16 protein-coding genes and 1 pseudogene are annotated in these 17,490 nt (G+C 59.4%); 8 read left to right on the top strand and 9 right to left on the bottom strand.

The features are described from left to right. Positions 1 to 25 precede the first annotated feature (25 nt). The 4 genes and pseudogenes from J1G33_RS04505 to J1G33_RS04520 form a co-directional block, all read right to left on the bottom strand. Complete coding sequence (locus J1G33_RS04505) at positions 26 to 994, bottom strand: sulfonate ABC transporter substrate-binding protein (RefSeq protein WP_032878852.1); 969 nt, start codon at positions 992 to 994, stop codon at positions 26 to 28. Positions 995 to 1,090: 96 nt separating this feature from the next. Then, positions 1,091 to 1,671: pseudogene (gene ssuE, locus J1G33_RS04510) on the bottom strand (NADPH-dependent FMN reductase). A 317-nt stretch (positions 1,672 to 1,988) separates the two neighbouring features. After that, positions 1,989 to 2,627 (bottom strand): peroxiredoxin, encoded by a 639-nt coding sequence (locus J1G33_RS04515; RefSeq protein ID WP_003195267.1) that lies wholly within the window; start codon positions 2,625 to 2,627, stop codon positions 1,989 to 1,991. A gap of 273 nt (positions 2,628 to 2,900) precedes the next feature. Further along, on the bottom strand, positions 2,901 to 4,241 hold the full coding sequence (locus J1G33_RS04520) for an OprD family porin (RefSeq protein WP_032878849.1): 1,341 nt from the start codon (positions 4,239 to 4,241) through the stop codon (positions 2,901 to 2,903). A 370-nt stretch (positions 4,242 to 4,611) separates the two neighbouring features. Here J1G33_RS04520 and tauA point away from each other — a divergent pair, with 370 nt between their 5' ends. Further along, on the top strand, positions 4,612 to 5,598 hold the full coding sequence (tauA, locus tag J1G33_RS04525; RefSeq protein ID WP_223017753.1) for a taurine ABC transporter substrate-binding protein: 987 nt from the start codon (positions 4,612 to 4,614) through the stop codon (positions 5,596 to 5,598). Between the two features lie 113 nt (positions 5,599 to 5,711). On the opposite strand, the gene argA is transcribed toward tauA, so the two are convergent. Both argA and argE read right to left on the bottom strand, forming a co-directional pair. Further along, on the bottom strand, positions 5,712 to 7,010 hold the full coding sequence (gene argA, locus J1G33_RS04530) for an amino-acid N-acetyltransferase (RefSeq protein ID WP_005792368.1): 1,299 nt from the start codon (positions 7,008 to 7,010) through the stop codon (positions 5,712 to 5,714). Positions 7,011 to 7,143: 133 nt separating this feature from the next. Continuing rightward, the gene (argE, locus tag J1G33_RS04535; RefSeq protein ID WP_103734196.1) at positions 7,144 to 8,292 is read right to left on the bottom strand and encodes an acetylornithine deacetylase; all 1,149 of its coding nucleotides are present in this window, start codon (positions 8,290 to 8,292) and stop codon (positions 7,144 to 7,146) included. 158 nt (positions 8,293 to 8,450) lie between these two features. Here argE and J1G33_RS04540 point away from each other — a divergent pair, with 158 nt between their 5' ends. After that, a complete protein-coding gene (locus J1G33_RS04540) occupies positions 8,451 to 9,818 on the top strand; it encodes a CYTH domain-containing protein (RefSeq protein WP_223017754.1) in 1,368 nt (455 codons plus the stop codon). A 70-nt stretch (positions 9,819 to 9,888) separates the two neighbouring features. On the opposite strand, the gene J1G33_RS04545 is transcribed toward J1G33_RS04540, so the two are convergent. Then, positions 9,889 to 10,359: an Lrp/AsnC family transcriptional regulator gene (locus J1G33_RS04545; RefSeq protein WP_005792372.1), complete on the bottom strand. Its 471-nt coding sequence runs from the start codon at positions 10,357 to 10,359 to the stop codon at positions 9,889 to 9,891. A 127-nt stretch (positions 10,360 to 10,486) separates the two neighbouring features. On the opposite strand from J1G33_RS04545, the gene J1G33_RS04550 reads away from it, so the two are divergent. The 6 genes from J1G33_RS04550 to J1G33_RS04575 all read left to right on the top strand — a co-directional run bounded on the left by J1G33_RS04550 (position 10,487) and on the right by J1G33_RS04575 (position 15,746). Continuing rightward, complete coding sequence (locus tag J1G33_RS04550; protein ID WP_223017755.1) at positions 10,487 to 10,825, top strand: hypothetical protein; 339 nt, start codon at positions 10,487 to 10,489, stop codon at positions 10,823 to 10,825. 82 nt (positions 10,826 to 10,907) lie between these two features. After that, complete coding sequence (locus tag J1G33_RS04555) at positions 10,908 to 12,602, top strand: GspE/PulE family protein (protein WP_223017756.1); 1,695 nt, start codon at positions 10,908 to 10,910, stop codon at positions 12,600 to 12,602. Positions 12,603 to 12,678: 76 nt separating this feature from the next. Next, a complete protein-coding gene (locus J1G33_RS04560; RefSeq protein ID WP_003195285.1) occupies positions 12,679 to 13,599 on the top strand; it encodes an SPFH domain-containing protein in 921 nt (306 codons plus the stop codon). Between the two features lie 10 nt (positions 13,600 to 13,609). Then, the gene (locus tag J1G33_RS04565; protein ID WP_223017757.1) at positions 13,610 to 14,056 is read left to right on the top strand and encodes an NfeD family protein; all 447 of its coding nucleotides are present in this window, start codon (positions 13,610 to 13,612) and stop codon (positions 14,054 to 14,056) included. A gap of 68 nt (positions 14,057 to 14,124) precedes the next feature. Then, complete coding sequence (locus J1G33_RS04570; protein WP_003176799.1) at positions 14,125 to 14,439, top strand: DUF2388 domain-containing protein; 315 nt, start codon at positions 14,125 to 14,127, stop codon at positions 14,437 to 14,439. A gap of 164 nt (positions 14,440 to 14,603) precedes the next feature. Next, entirely contained in the window at positions 14,604 to 15,746 is a 1,143-nt protein-coding gene (locus J1G33_RS04575; RefSeq protein ID WP_032878841.1) for a DegT/DnrJ/EryC1/StrS aminotransferase family protein, read from the top strand. A gap of 144 nt (positions 15,747 to 15,890) precedes the next feature. Here the strand turns inward: J1G33_RS04575 and gcvH are convergent, their stop codons facing one another. Together gcvH and gcvT are read right to left on the bottom strand one after the other, a co-directional pair. Then, positions 15,891 to 16,274, bottom strand: coding sequence for a glycine cleavage system protein GcvH (gcvH, locus tag J1G33_RS04580; protein WP_103734193.1), 384 nt, complete (start codon positions 16,272 to 16,274; stop codon positions 15,891 to 15,893). 53 nt (positions 16,275 to 16,327) lie between these two features. Beyond that, the gene (gene gcvT / locus J1G33_RS04585) at positions 16,328 to 17,410 is read right to left on the bottom strand and encodes a glycine cleavage system aminomethyltransferase GcvT (protein ID WP_005792381.1); all 1,083 of its coding nucleotides are present in this window, start codon (positions 17,408 to 17,410) and stop codon (positions 16,328 to 16,330) included. Positions 17,411 to 17,490: the final 80 nt, after the last annotated feature.

Consider the following 17,490-nt stretch of genomic DNA (forward strand, 5'->3'; position numbering starts at 1 on the left):
GGAGTTGTCTCCTGAAGGAATCGGATTACGGCGCTTTGGCAACCGCGGCGGGTGGCGTCCAGATCACGTCCTTGATGCTCAAGGGCTTGGGGATCAGTTTGAGCTGGTAGAAGCTGTCGGCGATTTTCTGCTGGGCCGCGACCACTTCCGGGGTCAGGAACAGCGCACCGTAGCCCTGGCGTTTCACCGAGGTCAGGGTGATGTCGGCGGGCAGGCCCAGCAGCGGTGCGACTTGTTCGGTGACTTCCTGCGGGTTGGCCTTGGACCACTCGCCCACCGCGCGCACTTCTTCCACCAGCGCCCTGATCACTTCAGGGTGTTGCTCGGCGTAGGGTTTGGTGGCCAGGTAGAACTGATGGTTGTCGGCAATGCCGGTGCCGTCACGCAGGGTACGGGCTTGCAGTTGTTTCTCGGCGGCGGCCTGGTACGGGTCCCAGATCACCCAGGCATCCACACTGCCGCGCTCGAAGGCGGCACGGGCATCGGCAGGTGGCAGGAATACGGTTTTCACGTCGGTGTAGTTGAGGCCGGCATCTTCCAGGGCTCGCACCAGCAGGTAATGCACGTTGGAGCCTTTGTTGAGCACAACCTTTTTGCCTTTGAGCTCGGCGACCGATTTGATCGGTGAGTCTTTGGGCACCAGGATCGCTTCACTGGTAGGTGCGGGCGGTTCGTAGGCGACGTAAAGCAAGTCGGCGCCGGCCGCCTGGGCAAACACCGGTGGCGTTTCACCGGTGACGCCGAAGTCGATGGAGCCGACGTTCAGGCCCTCAAGCAACTGCGGGCCGCCGGGGAACTCGGTCCACTGCACCTGCACGCCCTGGGCGGCCAGGCGTTTTTCCAGGGTGCCCTTGGCCTTGAGCAGCACCAGGGTGCCGTACTTCTGATAACCGATCCGCAGGGTCTCGGCGGCTTGGGCTTGAACAATGGCGCCGAAGGACACAGCCGCAGCAAACAGTGCGACCAGACCACGACGCAAGATGACAGTGCGCATGGCGCTCTCTCCACAGTTGCGATTAGGGTTTTGGCTGCACCTGCTTGGCCGTTGGCGGCTGAGTAAGGTGAGTGTTTCTCGATTCGGGGGTAAGGCTCAGATGCTCCAGCGAGCACTCAACAAACGTTCATTCAACACGTCCGGATCCAGCGCGCCATGGCGCTATAGAGCTGCTCCAGGGCTTCGTGCAAACGTTTCTCAAGCACTGGCACCAACTGCGCCTGAACACTGCCTTCGCCGTAAGCGATCTGACTGTCTTCGGCGAAAATGCCGTGGAGCAACTCCTGGGCTTTGAGAGCCGACAGCACCGGCTTCAGGGCGTAGTCCACCGCCAGCATGTGGGCGATGCTGCCGCCGGTAGCCATCGGCAATACCACCTTATGGGCCAAGGCACGTTCGGGCAGCAGGTCCAGCACGGTTTTCAGCGCACCGGAGAACGATGCCTTGTACACCGGTGTGGCGATCACCAGGCCGTCGGCATTGGCCACCTGTTGCAACAGGTCGATGACCTTGGGGCTGTCGAACCGTGCGTGCAGCAAGTCTTCAGCCGGGAAGTCGCGTATCTGGTAACTCACCACCTCTACGCCCTGCTGTTGCAGCCATTGACGGGTTTTATCCAGCAACACCCCGGAGCGCGAACGCTGGCTGGGACTGCCTCCAAGTGTTACGACCAGCATGTAGGAAATTCCTTGAGCAAGTGTCGGCGGTTCGCTGTACGGCGATGGCGCCAAGATGGAACAGACCATATCAGTAGATTCATATATCTATAAATCTTATTTATTCATTTGTTTATTCCATAAATACATAAGCCGTTTATCAATCGCCAGGCGAAAAAAAGGCCGTGAAAACGGCCTGAAAACCCCTGCTGTGTGAGACGGTTTGCAACTTGATGCCTTTGCTGTTCATGAGGCCGCCATCGCGGGCAAGCCCGGCTCCCACAGGGGAATGCGGTCAACTGTGGGAGCCGGGCTTGCCCGCGATGGCGATATCCGCCTTAACGATTGGGTTGTGGGGTGAGGCGCAGGTACGGCTTCACCGCGCGGTAGCCCTTTGGAAAGCGCTTCTTGATCTCTTCCTCGTCCTTGAGCGACGGCACGATCACCACCTCATCCCCATCCTGCCAGTTGGCCGGCGTGGCGACCTTGTGGTTGTCGGTCAGTTGCAGCGAGTCGATCACCCGCAGGATTTCATGGAAGTTGCGCCCGGTACTGGCCGGGTAGGTGATAGTCAGGCGGATCTTCTTGTTCGGGTCGATCACGAACAAAGAGCGCACGGTGAGGGTGTCACTGGCGTTGGGATGGATCAGGTCGTAGAGGTCCGAGACCTTGCGGTCGGCGTCGGCCAGGATCGGGAAGTTGACCACGGTGTTCTGGGTCTCATTGATGTCTTCAATCCACTTGTGATGCGAGTCCACCGGGTCTACCGACAGGGCGATGGCCTTGACGCCACGTTTTGCGAATTCGTCCTTGAGCTTGGCGGTGAAGCCCAGCTCGGTGGTGCACACCGGGGTGAAGTCTGCCGGGTGGGAAAACAACACACCCCAGCTGTCGCCCAGCCATTCGTGGAAGCGAATCTTGCCGGCGCTGGAATCCTGTTCGAAGTCGGGGGCGATGTCGCCCAGTCTTAGGCTCATGGTGTGGCTCCTGATGAGTGCTTATGGAGCCCACTGTGCATGGATTTGGAGTTATTTAAAAAGAATAAATATCGATTTATCTAGACGATAAAGGAATATTAAAAATGTGTTCATTGGACTTGGGCACAGGCGAAGATCAACATTGTTTTCAAGGTTCGAGAAGGCCTTGAGTCGCTGTAGTAAAGAGGGTTTCAGGAAGGGCTTGCGGGGGTTGAGCCCGACTTGAAAGCAGTACACCTTGCCCGGCATTGCGCCGGGCAAGGCTTTACAGTCTTACAACAGCGGGATCGAGTAGCTGACGATCAGGCGGTTTTCGTCCTGGTTACGTGCGTTGGCGATGTCGCTGCGCCACATAGCGTTTTTCCACGCCACGCCGACGTTTTTCAGCGGACCTTCCGGTACGACGTAGGCAACAGTGATGTCACGTTCCCACTCGGACTGGCCGGTGAACTCGGCACGGTTGCTGGCAACGGTGTCGATATGATCACCCTTCAGGTAAACCACACCAGCGGTCAGGCCAGGTACGCCCACCTTGGCGAAGTCGTAGGAGTAGCGAGCTTGCCAGGTGCGCTCGCCGGCACGGGCGAACTTCTGGATCTGCATGTCGGTAGTGATGTAGGCCGACGAGCCGTCACCCTGGTTCAGCCAAGGGAAGTCGCTGCTGCCGTTGCTGACCTGGTAACCGCCACCGAAGGTGTGGCCGGCAACCGAGTACAGGAACAGGCCGCTGTACAGGTTGTTGTCGACCTTGCCACGACCGGAGTTGACGCCACCGTAGTTGCCTGTGGAGAAGTAGGCGGACTGGTTGCCGTTGTTACCGTCGTCGGAGCTGTTGAAGTAACGCAGATCAGACTTCAGCACGCCAGGGCCGATAGCCCAGTTGTGGGTCAGGCCCAGGAAGTGTTGCTTGTAGAAATCTTCCAGGTTGCCGTAGTAGTACTGGGCGGTCAGGTCCTTGGTGATCTTGTAGTCACCACCGGCGTAGTAGAACTTGTTGCTCGAACGCCAGTTCACGCCACGGCTGTTGGCGCCGGAGATGGACAGGCTTTCGTTGTTGCTGGAGTTACGGCCCTTGGCTTTTTCGATCTGGCCGGCAACCAGGGTCAGGTCCTTGATGTCGCTGGAGGTGATCTGGCCACCCTGGAAGGTCTGCGGCAGCATACGACCATCGTTGGTGACGATGACCGGCAGCTTGGGTTGCAAGGTACCCAGCTTCAGTTCGGTCTGGGAGATCTTCGCTTTGGCGGTCAGGCCCAGGCTGGAGTAGTTATCAACGGCTTCGCCATTGGACTTGCTCGGGAAGATGGTGCCGCCATACGAGCTGGCGGTCGCGCCGTTGGTGCCGCCGCCGGAATCCAGGCGAACACCCAGCAGGCCGATAGCGTCAAGACCGAAGCCGACGGTGCCTTGGGTGTAACCGGAGATGAAACGCAGATCGAAGCCTTGGCCCCACTCTTCGTTCTTGTTCGCACCAGCACCTTCGCGGTTATCGGTGTTGATGTAGAAGTTACGCAGGCCCAGTGTGGCCTTGCTGTCTTCGATGAAACCGGCGGCGCCTGCTTGCTGGGCGATTGCGCCCAAAGCTACAGCCACAGCCAAGGTGGACTTCTTCATGTACCGCTCCTCTCGTTTCTAATTTTTGTATTTCTTTGGCCCCGGGTCTGACGCCCTGGATCCACAGATGCGCGATTAGCGCCAGATAGTGACTAGCAAGTCAATCGTAACCTTGTGTGTCTACTACCTTCGTCTAATCGCAGTTGATTTGGTCCCTGCAGGGTAATGAGTTTTTCATACACCCAAAAAGAATTGTTTCATTCTTTTTCATACGATTCGGGAATAAGCGGATGCGTGAAGCGGGTGGGTCGAGTGACACGAACCGCTCCATAAGCTAATTCCTAAAGGGTATTTACCAGTGCTTTTTTAGATCGATTAGTGTGACCGTACGGTTGCATACGTCACTCACGATCAAAAAGGCGACGCCATCATGGCCAAACGCACATCCTCCCGTCAATTTGTTACAGTTTTTGTATCGGTATTACTTTCTTTTGGTGTCAGCGCGGCCGATTTGACGGTCGGCTACCAGACCGGCATCGATCCCAGCAAAGTCCCCCAGGCCGACGGTCTCTACGAAAAAACCATTGGTGAGAAAATCGCCTGGCGCCGGTTCAACAGTGGCCCGGAGGTGGTCACGGCCATTGCCTCGGGTGATGTACAAATCGGCAACCTCGGTTCCAGCCCCCTCGCCGCAGCCGCTTCGCGCAATCTACCCATCGTCGCGTTTATCGTATCGGCACAGATCAACGCTTCTGAAGCCCTGGTAGTGCGTAATGGCGGTGGCATCGACAAACCCGAAGACCTGATCGGCAAAACCATCGCCACACCCTTCGTCTCAACCTCCCATTACAGCCTGCTCGGCGCCCTGAAGCATTGGGGGCTGGACACTAAACAAGTCAAAGTGGTGAACCTGCAACCGGCCGAAATCGCCGCCGCCTGGAAGCGCGGCGATATCGACGGCGCATTCGTGTGGTCACCGGCCCTGGGCGAAATCCGCAAGACCGGCAAAACCCTGACCGATGCGGCGCAGGTGGGCCAATGGGGCGCACCGACGTTTGAAGTGTGGGTCGCGCGCAAGGATTTCGCCGAAAAACATCCTGAGGTAGTGGCCAGGTTTGCCAAGGTCACCCTCGATTCATTCGCCGACTATGCCGCGCATAAAGACAGTTGGACGGTGGATTCGGAACCGGTGCAGAAGATCGCCAAATTGACAGGCTCCAATGCCGACGATATTCCAGAGTTGCTGGCGGGCACGACGTTTCCCGATGCGCAGGCACAACAGACCGAAGCGCTGCTCAAGGGCGGCACGGCGAAGGCGATTGGGGAGACGGCGAAGTTCTTGAAAGAGCAAGGCAAGGTGGAGACGGTGTTGCCGGACTATTCGGCCTATGTGACCGACAAGTTCATCACACAATAAATACAGTCTTCGGTGGGAGCTGGCTTGCCTGCGATGCCAGCATCTCGGTCGTTCAGATAAACCGAGGCGCTGCTATCGCAGGCAAGCCAGCTCCCACACAGAGCCGTACTCTTTTACAGGGCCTTTTCAAAGATCTTGGAGTTGCGCTGATAGTTGTACAGCGACGCACGCGCCGACGGCAGGCGGTCCACGCTGCTCGGCACAAAACCGCGCTCACGGAACCAGTGGGCCGTGCGCGTGGTGAGCACGAACAAGGTCTTCAACCCCTGAGCACGTGCACGGGTCTGGATGCGTTCGAGCAACACATCGCCGCGTGCGCCGTGGCGGTACTCCGGGTTCACCGCCAGGCACGCCAGCTCGCCCGCATCCGAATCCGCAATCTGATACAGCGCTGCGCACGCGATGATCATGCCTTCGCGCTCGACCACGCTGAACTGTTCGATTTCCCGCTCCAGCACTTCCCGCGAACGACGCACCAGAATGCCCTGCTCTTCCAGCGGGCTGATCAGGTCCAGCAAACCGCCGACGTCTTCAATCGCCGCTTCGCGCACCAGTTCGAATTGCTCCTGGGCCACCAGCGTACCGCCGCCGTCACGGGTAAACAGCTCGGTGAGCAAGGCGCCGTCTTCGGCGTAGCTGACGATATGGCTGCGCCCTACTCCACCCCGACAGGCTTCGGCAGCGGCATCGAGCAGCTCGGCTTGATAGTTGCTGCCCAGGCGTTGCAGGTGCGCAGGCACTTGCTGTGGGCGCAATTCACGTACCAGACGGCCGTTCTCATCGATCAGGCCGGGATCGGCGCCGAACAGCAGCAATTTGTCGGCACCCAGGTCGATGGCGGCACGGGTGGCGACATCTTCGCAGGCCAGGTTGAAGATTTCACCGGTAGGCGAGTAGCCCAACGGCGACAACAGCACGATAGAGCGCTCGTCCAGCAGGCGGTTGATGCCTTTGCGGTCGACCCGGCGTACTTCGCCGGTGTGGTGATAGTCAACGCCCTCAAGCACGCCAATCGGGCGCGCCGTCACCAGGTTGCCGCTGGCCACGCGCAGGCGCGAGCCCTGCATGGGCGACGAGGCCATGTCCATGGACAGGCGCGCTTCGATGGCGATACGCAGATGGCCGACCGCGTCGATCACGCACTCCAGCGTCGCCGCATCGGTGATGCGCAAGCCTTCGTGGTAAGCCGGGGTCAGGCCGCGTGCTTCAAGGCGGGTTTCAATCTGCGGACGCGAACCGTGCACCAGCACCAGCCGCACACCCAGGCTGTGGAGCAGCACCAGGTCGTGGACGATATTGCCGAAGTTGGGATGTTCCACACCGTCGCCAGGCAGCATGACCACAAAGGTGCAGTCGCGGTGGGCGTTGATATAGGGCGAAGCGTGACGAAGCCAATTAACGTATTCGGGCATAACACCTGGGCCTGTAATAAAAAGCAGCCGAAAAAGGATGAGTCGCAAAAACGCACAGCGGGCTGATGGTTATCGTCGGAACAGGCTTGGCGACACGCTCGCTCTCCTTATGTACGAATGGACAAAGGTTAATTTATGCAGGTTTCAGGCAGTAATGTTCGATCAGTTCCCGCAATAGACGCACTGTAGGCGTCAAGCGTGACATTTCGAGGTACTCGCCCGGCTGGTGGGCGCAGGCGATGTCGCCGGGGCCAAGCACCAGGGTTTCACAACCAAGGCGCTGAAGATAAGGCGCTTCGGTGCCGAACGCTACTGCTTCGGCACGATGACCGGTCAACCGTTCCGCCACCCGCACCAACTCGGTGTCTTCGGGCTGCTCGAAAGGCGGCACTTCGGGGAATAGCGGCGCGTAGTCGATCTTGACCTTATGACGCTCGGCCAAGGGTTCGAGCTTCTGCCGGATCGCCGCACGCAGCACTTCGGGGTCCATGCCCGGCAAGGGTCGCAGGTCGAACTCCAGGGAGCACTGGCCGCAGATGCGATTAGGATTGTCGCCGCCGTGGATACAGCCGAAATTCATGGTCGGCTGCGGCACGCTGAATTGCGCATTGCGATACTCACGCTGCCAGGCCAGGCGCAGGCCGCGCAGTTCGCCGATGGCATCGTGCATGGCTTCGAGGGCGCTGTGGCCCAGGCTTGGGTCCGACGAGTGGCCGCTGCGGCCAAGGATGTCGATACGTTCCATCATCACGCCTTTATGCAGGCGAATCGGCTTGAGCCCAGTTGGCTCGCCAATCACCGCCGCCCGTCCCAACGGCCTCCCCGCCTCGGCCAGGGCACGCGCGCCGGACATGGAGCTTTCCTCGTCACAGGTGGCGAGGATCAGCAGCGGCTGCTTGAACGGCTGGTCCAGCAACGGCAACACCGCTTCAATGGCCAGGGCAAAAAATCCCTTCATGTCGCAACTGCCCAGCCCCACCCAACGGCCATCGACTTCCGTCAGCTTGAGCGGATCGGTCTTCCACAGCGCCTCATCATAAGGAACCGTATCGCTATGGCCCGCCAACACCAAGCCACCGGGGCCGCTGCCGAAACTGGCGAGCAGGTTGAACTTGCCAGGGCTGACTTGCTGGATGTCGATAGCGAAACCCAAGTCGCCCAGCCACGCGGCGAGCAGATCGATCACCGGGCGGTTGGTCTGGTCGAGAGACGCTTGGGTGCAACTCACCGACGGCGCGGCGATCAAGGCGGCGAACTGCTCTTTCATGGACGGTAACGGCATGCGCGGTCTCCCAACTTCCCGGATGAACCTCACTATAGAGGCATCTGCCCAACACAATAAACCGTTGCGGCACGTTGCCGGGCTCAGTCCTGTACACTGCACGACCTTGGCAGCCACACTTTTCCCCGGCTGCGCTCCCGATCCTGGATTTTCCGGCCATGCAGAAAGAAACCGAAATCAAGCTCCGCGTCAGCCGCGAAACACTCGCCGCGCTACGTGAGCACCCGCTACTGAAAAAACGCAACAAAAGTGGCTGGGAACGCCGTGAGTTGATGAATCAGTACTTCGACACCCCCGAGCGCGACCTGGCGCAGGCCAAGGTCGCCCTGCGCCTGCGCAAGGACGGTGACGACATCATTCAGACCCTCAAGACCCGCGGCCAAAGCGTCGCCGGCTTGTCGGAACGCAACGAGTACAACTGGGACCTGCCCAAAGCCAAGCTCGATGTGAAGAAACTCGACGGCGAGTGCTGGCCCGAGCAACTGGCCGAGTTGGACAAAAAGACCCTCAAGCCGATCTTCACCACCGACTTCGTGCGTGAACGCGCCGAAATCGGTTGGGGCCGTGGCAAGGCCAAGGTGGTGATCGAAGCCGCCCTGGACCTGGGCCATGTGGTGGTCGGCAAGCAGAAGGAAGAAATCTGCGAGTTGGAACTGGAATTGCGCGAAGGCGAACCCGCCGCCCTGCTGGAGCTGGCCGCCGAACTGGCTGCGACCCTGGCGCTGATGCCCTGTGACATCAGCAAAGCCGAGCGCGGCTACCGCCTGTATGACGCGAGCAGCTACTCATTGAGCCTGCCGGCACCGCAGATCCACGCCGAAATGCCTTTGGATGATGCTTTCGCCGCAATCATGTGGCACCTGTTGGGCAGCAGCCAGCGCCTGGCCGAGCAATACCGTTTCAACGGCCACTGGCGCTTGCTGCAGGACTGGGTCGAGAACCTGGGCGAGTTGCGCGCGCTGATCGGCAGCCTCGGCCAGGCCGCGCCGCGCCAATCCACCAGCGAACTGCGCAGCGCCCTGGATGCACTGCTGGAAGACTGGCGTCCGCTGGTCCAGGCCGGTGACGACGATGAAGACATTCGCAAAGCCGCACCGGAGCAGTTCATCGAAGAATTGCAAGATGTACGCTGGGGCCTGTTCTCACTGAATACCTCGCGCTGGCTGCTGGACCGTACCTGGACCGCCGAGCGCAACGTGCGCGGCAACCGCCAGGGTGCTGCGCAAATCACCAACTGGCTGCCACGCCTGCTGGCCGACGACGCCGTCGCCCTGCAACTGCCGCGCTACCAGCAACAGCCCGAAGACCTCGCCGAGCAACTGCCGCGCATCGAACGCATCCAGGCCTGGCTGCACCATGCGCGCCATGTGGTAGACATTGCTGAACTGGACCGTTTGTACGGCGAGCTGAACAAGCTGGCGCAGTTGGCTAACCAGCCGATCACCGATGAATCGCTGGATGCGCGTATGCACCAGGCGATTGCGGTGTATCAGAACCGGGCCTGGAAGACCCTCCTGCGCCTGTAAAATCGCATCGGGAGCAAGCCCCCTCCCACATTGTGTGGGAGGGGGCTTGCTCCCGATGAGGCCCGCCCTGTCAGCGCAATACTGGCAGGCTGGTAGTGGACTTGATCTCCGACAACGCCACGATGGAGTTGACCTCCTGGATCCCCGGCACCATCGATAACTTCTCGAAGAAAAACCGCTCATACGCCTCGATGTCCGAAGTGACGATGCGCAGCAGAAAATCCACCGACCCCATCAGCACATAACACTCCAACACCTCCGCAAATCCGCGAATCGCTTCGGTGAACTCAGTGAAGTTGGAGCGGCCGTGAGCGTTGAGTTTGATCTCGGCGAAAATCTGCGTGTTGAGCCCGATTTTCTTGCGGTCCAAGAGGGTGACCTGGCCCCGGATCACGCCCTCTTCCTTGAGCCGCTGAATGCGTCGCCAGCACGGAGACTGCGACAGGCCGACCTGCTCGGCGATCTGTGCGCTGGAGAGCGAGGCGTCCTCTTGCAGCAGGGCCAGAATGCGGCGATCGTAGACGTCCAACTCGCTGTGCATAGAAATACCTATGAAAGTGTATTTTTTGAATTGATTGATTCGATAATGCGCCAATAAGGCTCATCTTAGATAAGAAATCTCCCTAGGCGAATGTGAAAATTCCTCCAGTCGATTTTGGAGAGTCAGTATGCACGCCGTCGAAACCGCCCACCCTGTCACCCGCGTCGATGCGTGGGCCGTCAACAGCGCCCACTGTCAGGCGCACTATCGGATCGTCGCCGAGGCTGAGCCCGACGTGCTGTGCCGGGTGCTGAACTACTTTGCGCTGCAGTTCCTGACGCCAGCCCACGTCAATATGAGCCGGGACGTCGACCTGCTGAATATCGATATCGTGATCGACGGCCTTAGCTGGCACCGTGCCCAAGTCATCGGTGAAAAGATTCGAAACCTGATCAGTGTCTGCGACCTGGAGCTGTGGCCGGCTGATGCCGAGCGGCCTCAGGCACTGGCGGCGACGGCGCGGTAAAAACCTGCAATACACCTGGGAACGAGGATTTCCAGCGGCTGACTAGTCTGGGATTACACCCCAAACCGCCCAGGAAACCTGCATGACCGCTGCCTCCCTCGACCAACCCTTGGAACTGCAACAATTATTGCCGGCATTGATCGAGCAAGGGCTGATTACCGCACAGGCGGCCCATAGCATTCAGGCAGCATCTTGCACTCAACATCCCCTGGAATGCATCGCAGCCCAAGGCCCTTGTCTTGAGACCCTGACCCAATGGCTGGCACAACATGCAGGTCAGCCTTACCTGCGCATCGACCCGTTGAAGATCGACGTGGCGAGCGTGGTGCCGTTGATGTCCCATGCCTTCGCCCAGCGCCACGGCATTCTTGCGGTCGCCGTGGATGCCCAAAGCGTCACGATCGCCAGCGCCCAGCCGTACATCAGCGCCTGGGAAGCCGGGCTCGCTCAAGTGCTCAAACGCACCATCAAGCGCGTGGTGGCCAACCCCCGCGATATCCAGCGCTGCCTCCACGAGTTTTACCGCTTGGCCAAGTCAGTCAGCGGCGCCGATCAGAAAATGGCGATACCCGGCAACGTCGAACTGCTCAGCCTCGGCGCCAGCGACAAGGAGCCCGATGCCAATGACGCGCATATCGTCAATATCGTCGACTGGCTGTTGCAATACGCCTTTGCCCAACGGGCCAGCGATATTCATATCGAACCCTGTCGCGATCAGGGCCGGGTGCGTTTTCGCATCGACGGGCTGTTGCATGACGTCTATCAATTTCCGCCTCAGGTCACCACCGCAGTGGTCAGCCGCTTGAAAAGTCTTGGGCGAATGAATGTGGCCGAGAAACGCAAACCCCAGGATGGTCGCGTCAAGACCAGGAACCCGGCAGGCGCGGAAGTGGAATTGCGCCTTTCGACCCTGCCGACCGCGTTTGGCGAAAAGCTGGTGATGCGGATTTTTGACCCTCAGGTGCTGCTCAAGGACTTCGACCAGCTGGGCTTGTCGAGCGCCGATCAGCAGCGCTGGCACGCCATGACTCGGCAAGCCAATGGCATCATCCTGGTCACAGGCCCGACCGGCTCGGGCAAGACCAGCACCCTCTACACCACCCTCAAGCAACTGGCGACCCGAGAGGTCAACCTGTGCACGGTAGAAGACCCGATTGAAATGGTCGAGCCGGCGTTCAATCAAATGCAGGTCCAACACAATATCGACCTCACCTTTGCCAGCGGCGTCCGCGCCCTGCTGCGCCAGGACCCGGACATCATCATGATCGGTGAAATCCGTGACCGGGAAACCGCCGAGATGGCCATACAGGCCGCACTGACCGGGCACCTGGTGTTCTCGACCCTGCATACCAACGATGCGCCCAGCGCCATCAGCCGACTGCAGGAGCTTGGCATTGCTCATTATTTGATCAAGGCCACACTCATAGGCGTCATGGCGCAGCGTCTGGTGAGGGTTTTGTGCACCCACTGCAAGCGTGTGACGGGTGTGGAGAACATAGGCTGCTACGAGGCCGTCGGTTGTATGGAATGCCGTGACAGCGGTTATCGAGGCCGAGCCGGGCTGTATGAAATCATGCCGTTAGACCCAGCGCTCAAGGCGCTGGTGACTCCCGGTACGGACATACAGGCGCTACGCCGTGAGGCGCTCGCGCAGGGCATGAACAGCTTGCGCATGGCCGGCATCGATAAAGTGAACGCCGGCGTGACCACGATGACGGAAATATTACGGGTCACGCCTGGGGATTCAGAAACAAATCCTTTGTTTGTCGGGCCGTGAAACCGTCCTTATCGGTGACCAGACCGCTACAATCGGCCCAACGTCGTTCACTGACATCTTCAGATAAGGAATCGCTATGCAGATCGGAACCGTACTGCTTCTTTTTGTGGGCTTGGCCATCGCCATCCTGTTCATGGGTTTCAAAGTGGTGCCCCAGGGCTACCAATGGACCGTCGAACGTTTCGGACGCTACACCAACACCCTCAAGCCCGGCCTGAACATCATCATCCCGGTCATGGACCGCATCGGTCGCAAGATCAACGTGATGGAAAGCGTGCTGGATATTCCGCCCCAGGAAGTCATCACTGCCGACAACGCCACCGTGCAGATCGATGCCGTGTGCTTCTTCCAGGTGGTCAACACCGCCCAGGCGGCCTACGAGGTCAACAACCTCGAACACGCAATCCGCAACCTGCTGCAAACCAATATCCGTACCGTCCTGGGCTCCATGGAGCTTGATGCCATGCTCAGCCAGCGTGATGGCATCAACGAGAAGCTGCTGCGCACCGTGGACGAAGCCACTGCGCCGTGGGGCATAAAGATCACCCGTATCGAGATCAAGGACATCAGCCCACCTGCCGACCTGATGGCCGCCATGTCCGGCCAGATGAAAGCCGAGCGAATCAAGCGTGCACAGATCCTCGAAGCCGAGGGCCTGCGTGCGTCGGCGATCCTGACGGCCGAAGGCAAGAAGCAGGCGCAGATCCTTGAAGCCGAAGGTAGCCGCCAGGCCGCGTTCCTGGAGTCCGAAGCACGTGAGCGTCAGGCCGAAGCCGAAGCTCGAGCGACACAAGTGGTGTCCGAAGCCATCGCGTCGGGCAATGTGCAGGCGGTCAACTACTTCGTCGCGCAAAAATACATCGATGCCTTGGGCAAGCTGGCGTCGGCCAACAACAGCAAGGTCATCCTGATGCCGCTGGAAGCCAGCCAGGTGATTGGCGCCGTGGGCGGTATCGGCGAAATCGTCAAGGCGACTTTCGGCAACCAGAAAGGCTGAGGCCAACACCATGTGGGACTTTTTGCTGCATTTGTCGTTCTGGGACTGGTTGGCGCTGGGCACCGTGCTGTTGATTCTTGAGGTGTTCGGCGCCGGCGGGTACCTGTTGTGGATGGGTATCGCCGCGGCCGCAGTGGGGGTGATCAAGTTCCTGGTCCCGCCACTCGGGCTGGAGTGGCAACTGCTGCTGTTCGCCATGCTGTCGATCCTGACGGCCGTGTATTGGTGGAAGCGCCAACGCAGCAGCGCCAAGGTCAGCGATCAACTGGGGTTGAACGAGCGCGGCTCCGAATTGATCGGGCGCACCTTCATGGTGCATCAGGCGATTGTGGATGGCCGGGGCAAGATTAAAGTCGGCGATGGCGTGTGGATGGTCACCGGTGCCGATGCCCCAGCAGGCGCTCAAGTACGCGTGGTTGGCCAGGATGGGGTGATTTTAGAGGTTGAAACTGTTTAGTCAGTGATGGAACTGGATCGACTTAACTACAATCAAAACGTACAGATAACCCACCGGAGTCACCCATCATGCGTCTTAAATATGCTGTCGCAACCCTCGCTGTGCTTTCCCTACCTGTCGGCTCAGCCATGGCCGATAGCTTTTGGCGTAATGTCATCTCGTCGGGCGCCACCACTGGCTCGACTTACCTGACATTCAAGGACCACAAGCTGGTAGTCGCCGCCCAGGACGACGCGGGCAGCTTCGTCGCCAGCGACGGCGGCATCCGCGGCCCGTACCTGGAAGCGGCCATGCAGAAGGTCCGCGCCGACAACCCTGGCCTTCAGGCCACGGACATGGAACTGGCTAACGCCATCCTGGCGAAGAATGCTGTAACCGAGTAACAGCCGCACCGATAAAAAATGCCGCTTTTTCAAGCGGCATTTTTTTGCCTGCCCTATGACGAATCGTTCATAAGCGACAGGCTATATTCAGTCTTGCCGTGCAACCATGCGTTACTGACACGTTTAACATTCATCGCCTATCTTGAACGGATGCCTTCTTCGTCATGAGCCAACAGCCTTTCCTGCCGTTTTCCAAACCGACCATTGATGAAGCCACCATTTCGGCAGTCGGCGATGTCCTGCGTTCCGGCTGGATCACCAGCGGGCCAAAAGTGCAGGCGTTCGAGGCGCAGTTGTCGGAATACTTTGGCGGGAGGCCGGTGCGCACCTTCAACTCGGGCACCTGCACCATGGAGATCGCCTTGCGCATCGCCGGTATCGGGCCTGGGGATGAAGTCATCACGACACCGATTTCCTGGGTGGCCACCGCCAACGTCATCCTCGAAGTCGGCGCTACTCCAGTGTTCGCCGATATCGACCCGATTACCCGCAACATTGACCTGGCCCAGGTTGAGGCGGCAATCACACCACGTACCAAAGCGATCATCCCGGTCTACCTGGCGGGCTTGCCCCTGGACATGCCGATGCTTTACGCGCTGGCCAACAAGTACAACCTGCGTATCGTCGAAGACGCCGCGCAAGCCTTGGGCTCCAGCTGGGACGGGGAACGCATCGGTGCAACCGGTGACTTCGTGTCGTTCAGCTTTCAGGCGAACAAGAACATCACCTCATCCGAGGGTGGCTGCCTGGTGTTGAACAACGCCGAGGAGGCTCGCCTGGCAGAGAAGTATCGCCTGCAGGGCGTGACCCGCACCGGTTTCGATGGCCTGGATGTGGATGTCCTGGGCGGCAAGTTCAATATGACCGACATCGCCGCCGCCATTGGCCTGGGGCAGTTTGCGCATATCGAGAAGATCACGGCCCACCGCCAGCACCTGGCACGCCACTACTTCCAGTGCTTTGGCAGTGACTTCGAAGAGAAATATGGCGCGCAACTGCCGCCGGCGGATTTCGAGAACAGCAACTGGCACCTGTTCCAACTGGTGTTGCCGGAGCGCCAGGACGGCTTGCCTGCTCGCGCAACGTTCATGGAGCAGATGCAGGCCCACGGCGTTGGCATTGGCTATCACTACCCGCCGATCCACTTGCTGAGCCTGTATCGGGCACAGGGTTTCAAGGAAGGCATGTTCCCGGTGGCGGAGCGTGTTGGGCGTTTGATCGTGTCGTTGCCGATGTTCACGGCAATGACAGAGGCGGATGTGGAGCGGGCTGTAGCGGCGGTTAAAGCGGTACTGAAGAAAGACTGAACACAACCAGCAGGCACACCCCAATCAACTGTGGGAGCTGGCTTGCCTGCGATGCAGGCACCTCGGTGTATCGGTGATACACGGGTGATCCAATCGCAGGCAAGCCAGCTCCCACATTGATGTGTGCTGTTGCAGCTATTGCGTTTAGTCGCCGATGGCGGCTTTGTAGCCGGCGGCATCCAGCAGTTTGTCCAGTTCAGCCTTGTCGCTTGGCTTGAGCTTGAAGATCCAGGCGCCGTAAGGGTCAGAGTTCAGCAGCTCAGGGCTGCCACTCAGCTCTTCGTTGACAGCAATCACTTCGCCAGCAACCGGCGAGTAGATATCCGAAGCGGCTTTCACCGACTCAACCACACCCGCCTGATCTTGAGCGGCAAACACCTTGCCCACTTCAGTCAGTTCAACAAACACCACATCACCCAAAGCTTCCTGTGCATGGTCGGAGATGCCGACAGTCACGGTGCCATCAGCTTCCAGACGGGCCCATTCGTGACTTTCGGCAAAACGCAGGTCGGCAGGGATATTGCTCATAGTCTGTGTCCTCAAGAAGAAATGTCAGCGGCCATTGGCCTGCCGGAAAATAGTTAGATCAAGGTTTTGCCATGGCGTACGAAGGTCGGCTTGACCACTCGAACCGGGTACCACTTGCCGCGGATTTCCACTTCGGCCCGGTCGGCAGTCGCCGCCGGTACGCGCGCCAGGGCAATGGATTTGCTTAGCGTAGGCGAGAAACTACCACTGGTGATCTCTCCTTCGCCAACATTGGCGATACGAACCACTTGGTGAGCGCGTAAAACTCCACGCTCTTCCAGCACCAGCCCGACCAATTTGAACTGCACACCGGCCGCCTTTTCCGCTTCCAGCGCAGCACGACCGATAAAATTGCGCCCGGCAGGTTCCCAGGCAATGCTCCAGGCCATATTGGCCGCGAGGGGCGATACCTGCTGATGGATATCCTGGCCGTACAGGTTCATGCCGGCCTCCAGGCGCAAGGTATCGCGGGCGCCGAGGCCGATAGGTGAAATGCCCGCCCCCACCAGATCGTTGAAAAAACCCGGTGCCTGGTCGGCGGGCAGGACAATTTCCAGGCCGTCTTCGCCGGTGTAGCCGGTACGGGCGATAAACCAGTCGCCGTCGGCATGGCCTTCGAACGGCTTGAGCTGGTGGATCAGGATGCCACGGGACTGAGTCACCAGTTCGGCGATCTTATGCCGGGCATGAGGCCCTTGGATGGCAAGCATGGCCAATTCGGACCGCTCATGCAGCTGCACCTGGTAATCGCCCAGTTGCGCCTGCATCCAGGCCATATCCTGATCGCGGGTGGCGGCATTGACCACCAGCCGGTACCCGGTTTCGGTTCGGTAGACGATCATATCGTCCACCACTCCGCCTTGCTCGTTGAGCATGGCGCTGTACAGCGCACGGCCGCAGCCGTGCAATCGATCGACGTCATTGGCCAGCAGGTGCTGAAGCCATTCCTTGGCCTGAGGGCCGGTGACATCGATTACGGTCATATGAGATACATCGAACACCCCACAGTCGCGCCGCACCTGATGGTGTTCTTCAACCTGCGAGCCGTAATGCAAAGGCATATCCCAACCGCCAAAATCGACCATTTTCGCGCCGAGGGCGAGATGCAGGTCATACAAAGGCGTACGCTGTCCCATGGGTTTCTCCTTCCGGGCTTGGCGAAGGTGCGCAGAGCTGCCACTTGTGCCGAACACCTTGATTTACAAGGCCCGCAGCC

It is taken from the genome of Pseudomonas sp. P867, assembly GCF_019891455.1.
Taxonomy (GTDB): domain Bacteria; phylum Pseudomonadota; class Gammaproteobacteria; order Pseudomonadales; family Pseudomonadaceae; genus Aquipseudomonas; species Aquipseudomonas synxantha_A.

What these genes read in the sequence shown, in the direction of transcription:
- J1G33_RS04505 (WP_032878852.1), bottom strand. Translation starts at nt 994, where the DNA reads ATGCGCACTGTCATCTTGCGTCGTGGTCTGGTCGCACTGTTTGCTGCG.
- J1G33_RS04515 (WP_003195267.1), bottom strand. Translation starts at nt 2,627, where the DNA reads ATGAGCCTAAGACTGGGCGACATCGCCCCCGACTTCGAACAGGATTCC.
- J1G33_RS04520 (WP_032878849.1), bottom strand. Translation starts at nt 4,241, where the DNA reads ATGAAGAAGTCCACCTTGGCTGTGGCTGTAGCTTTGGGCGCAATCGCC.
- tauA (WP_223017753.1), top strand. Translation starts at nt 4,612, where the DNA reads ATGGCCAAACGCACATCCTCCCGTCAATTTGTTACAGTTTTTGTATCG.
- argA (WP_005792368.1), bottom strand. Translation starts at nt 7,010, where the DNA reads ATGCCCGAATACGTTAATTGGCTTCGTCACGCTTCGCCCTATATCAAC.
- argE (WP_103734196.1), bottom strand. Translation starts at nt 8,292, where the DNA reads ATGCCGTTACCGTCCATGAAAGAGCAGTTCGCCGCCTTGATCGCCGCG.
- J1G33_RS04540 (WP_223017754.1), top strand. Translation starts at nt 8,451, where the DNA reads ATGCAGAAAGAAACCGAAATCAAGCTCCGCGTCAGCCGCGAAACACTC.
- J1G33_RS04545 (WP_005792372.1), bottom strand. Translation starts at nt 10,359, where the DNA reads ATGCACAGCGAGTTGGACGTCTACGATCGCCGCATTCTGGCCCTGCTG.
- J1G33_RS04550 (WP_223017755.1), top strand. Translation starts at nt 10,487, where the DNA reads ATGCACGCCGTCGAAACCGCCCACCCTGTCACCCGCGTCGATGCGTGG.
- J1G33_RS04555 (WP_223017756.1), top strand. Translation starts at nt 10,908, where the DNA reads ATGACCGCTGCCTCCCTCGACCAACCCTTGGAACTGCAACAATTATTG.
- J1G33_RS04560 (WP_003195285.1), top strand. Translation starts at nt 12,679, where the DNA reads ATGCAGATCGGAACCGTACTGCTTCTTTTTGTGGGCTTGGCCATCGCC.
- J1G33_RS04565 (WP_223017757.1), top strand. Translation starts at nt 13,610, where the DNA reads ATGTGGGACTTTTTGCTGCATTTGTCGTTCTGGGACTGGTTGGCGCTG.
- J1G33_RS04570 (WP_003176799.1), top strand. Translation starts at nt 14,125, where the DNA reads ATGCGTCTTAAATATGCTGTCGCAACCCTCGCTGTGCTTTCCCTACCT.
- J1G33_RS04575 (WP_032878841.1), top strand. Translation starts at nt 14,604, where the DNA reads ATGAGCCAACAGCCTTTCCTGCCGTTTTCCAAACCGACCATTGATGAA.
- gcvH (WP_103734193.1), bottom strand. Translation starts at nt 16,274, where the DNA reads ATGAGCAATATCCCTGCCGACCTGCGTTTTGCCGAAAGTCACGAATGG.
- gcvT (WP_005792381.1), bottom strand. Translation starts at nt 17,410, where the DNA reads ATGGGACAGCGTACGCCTTTGTATGACCTGCATCTCGCCCTCGGCGCG.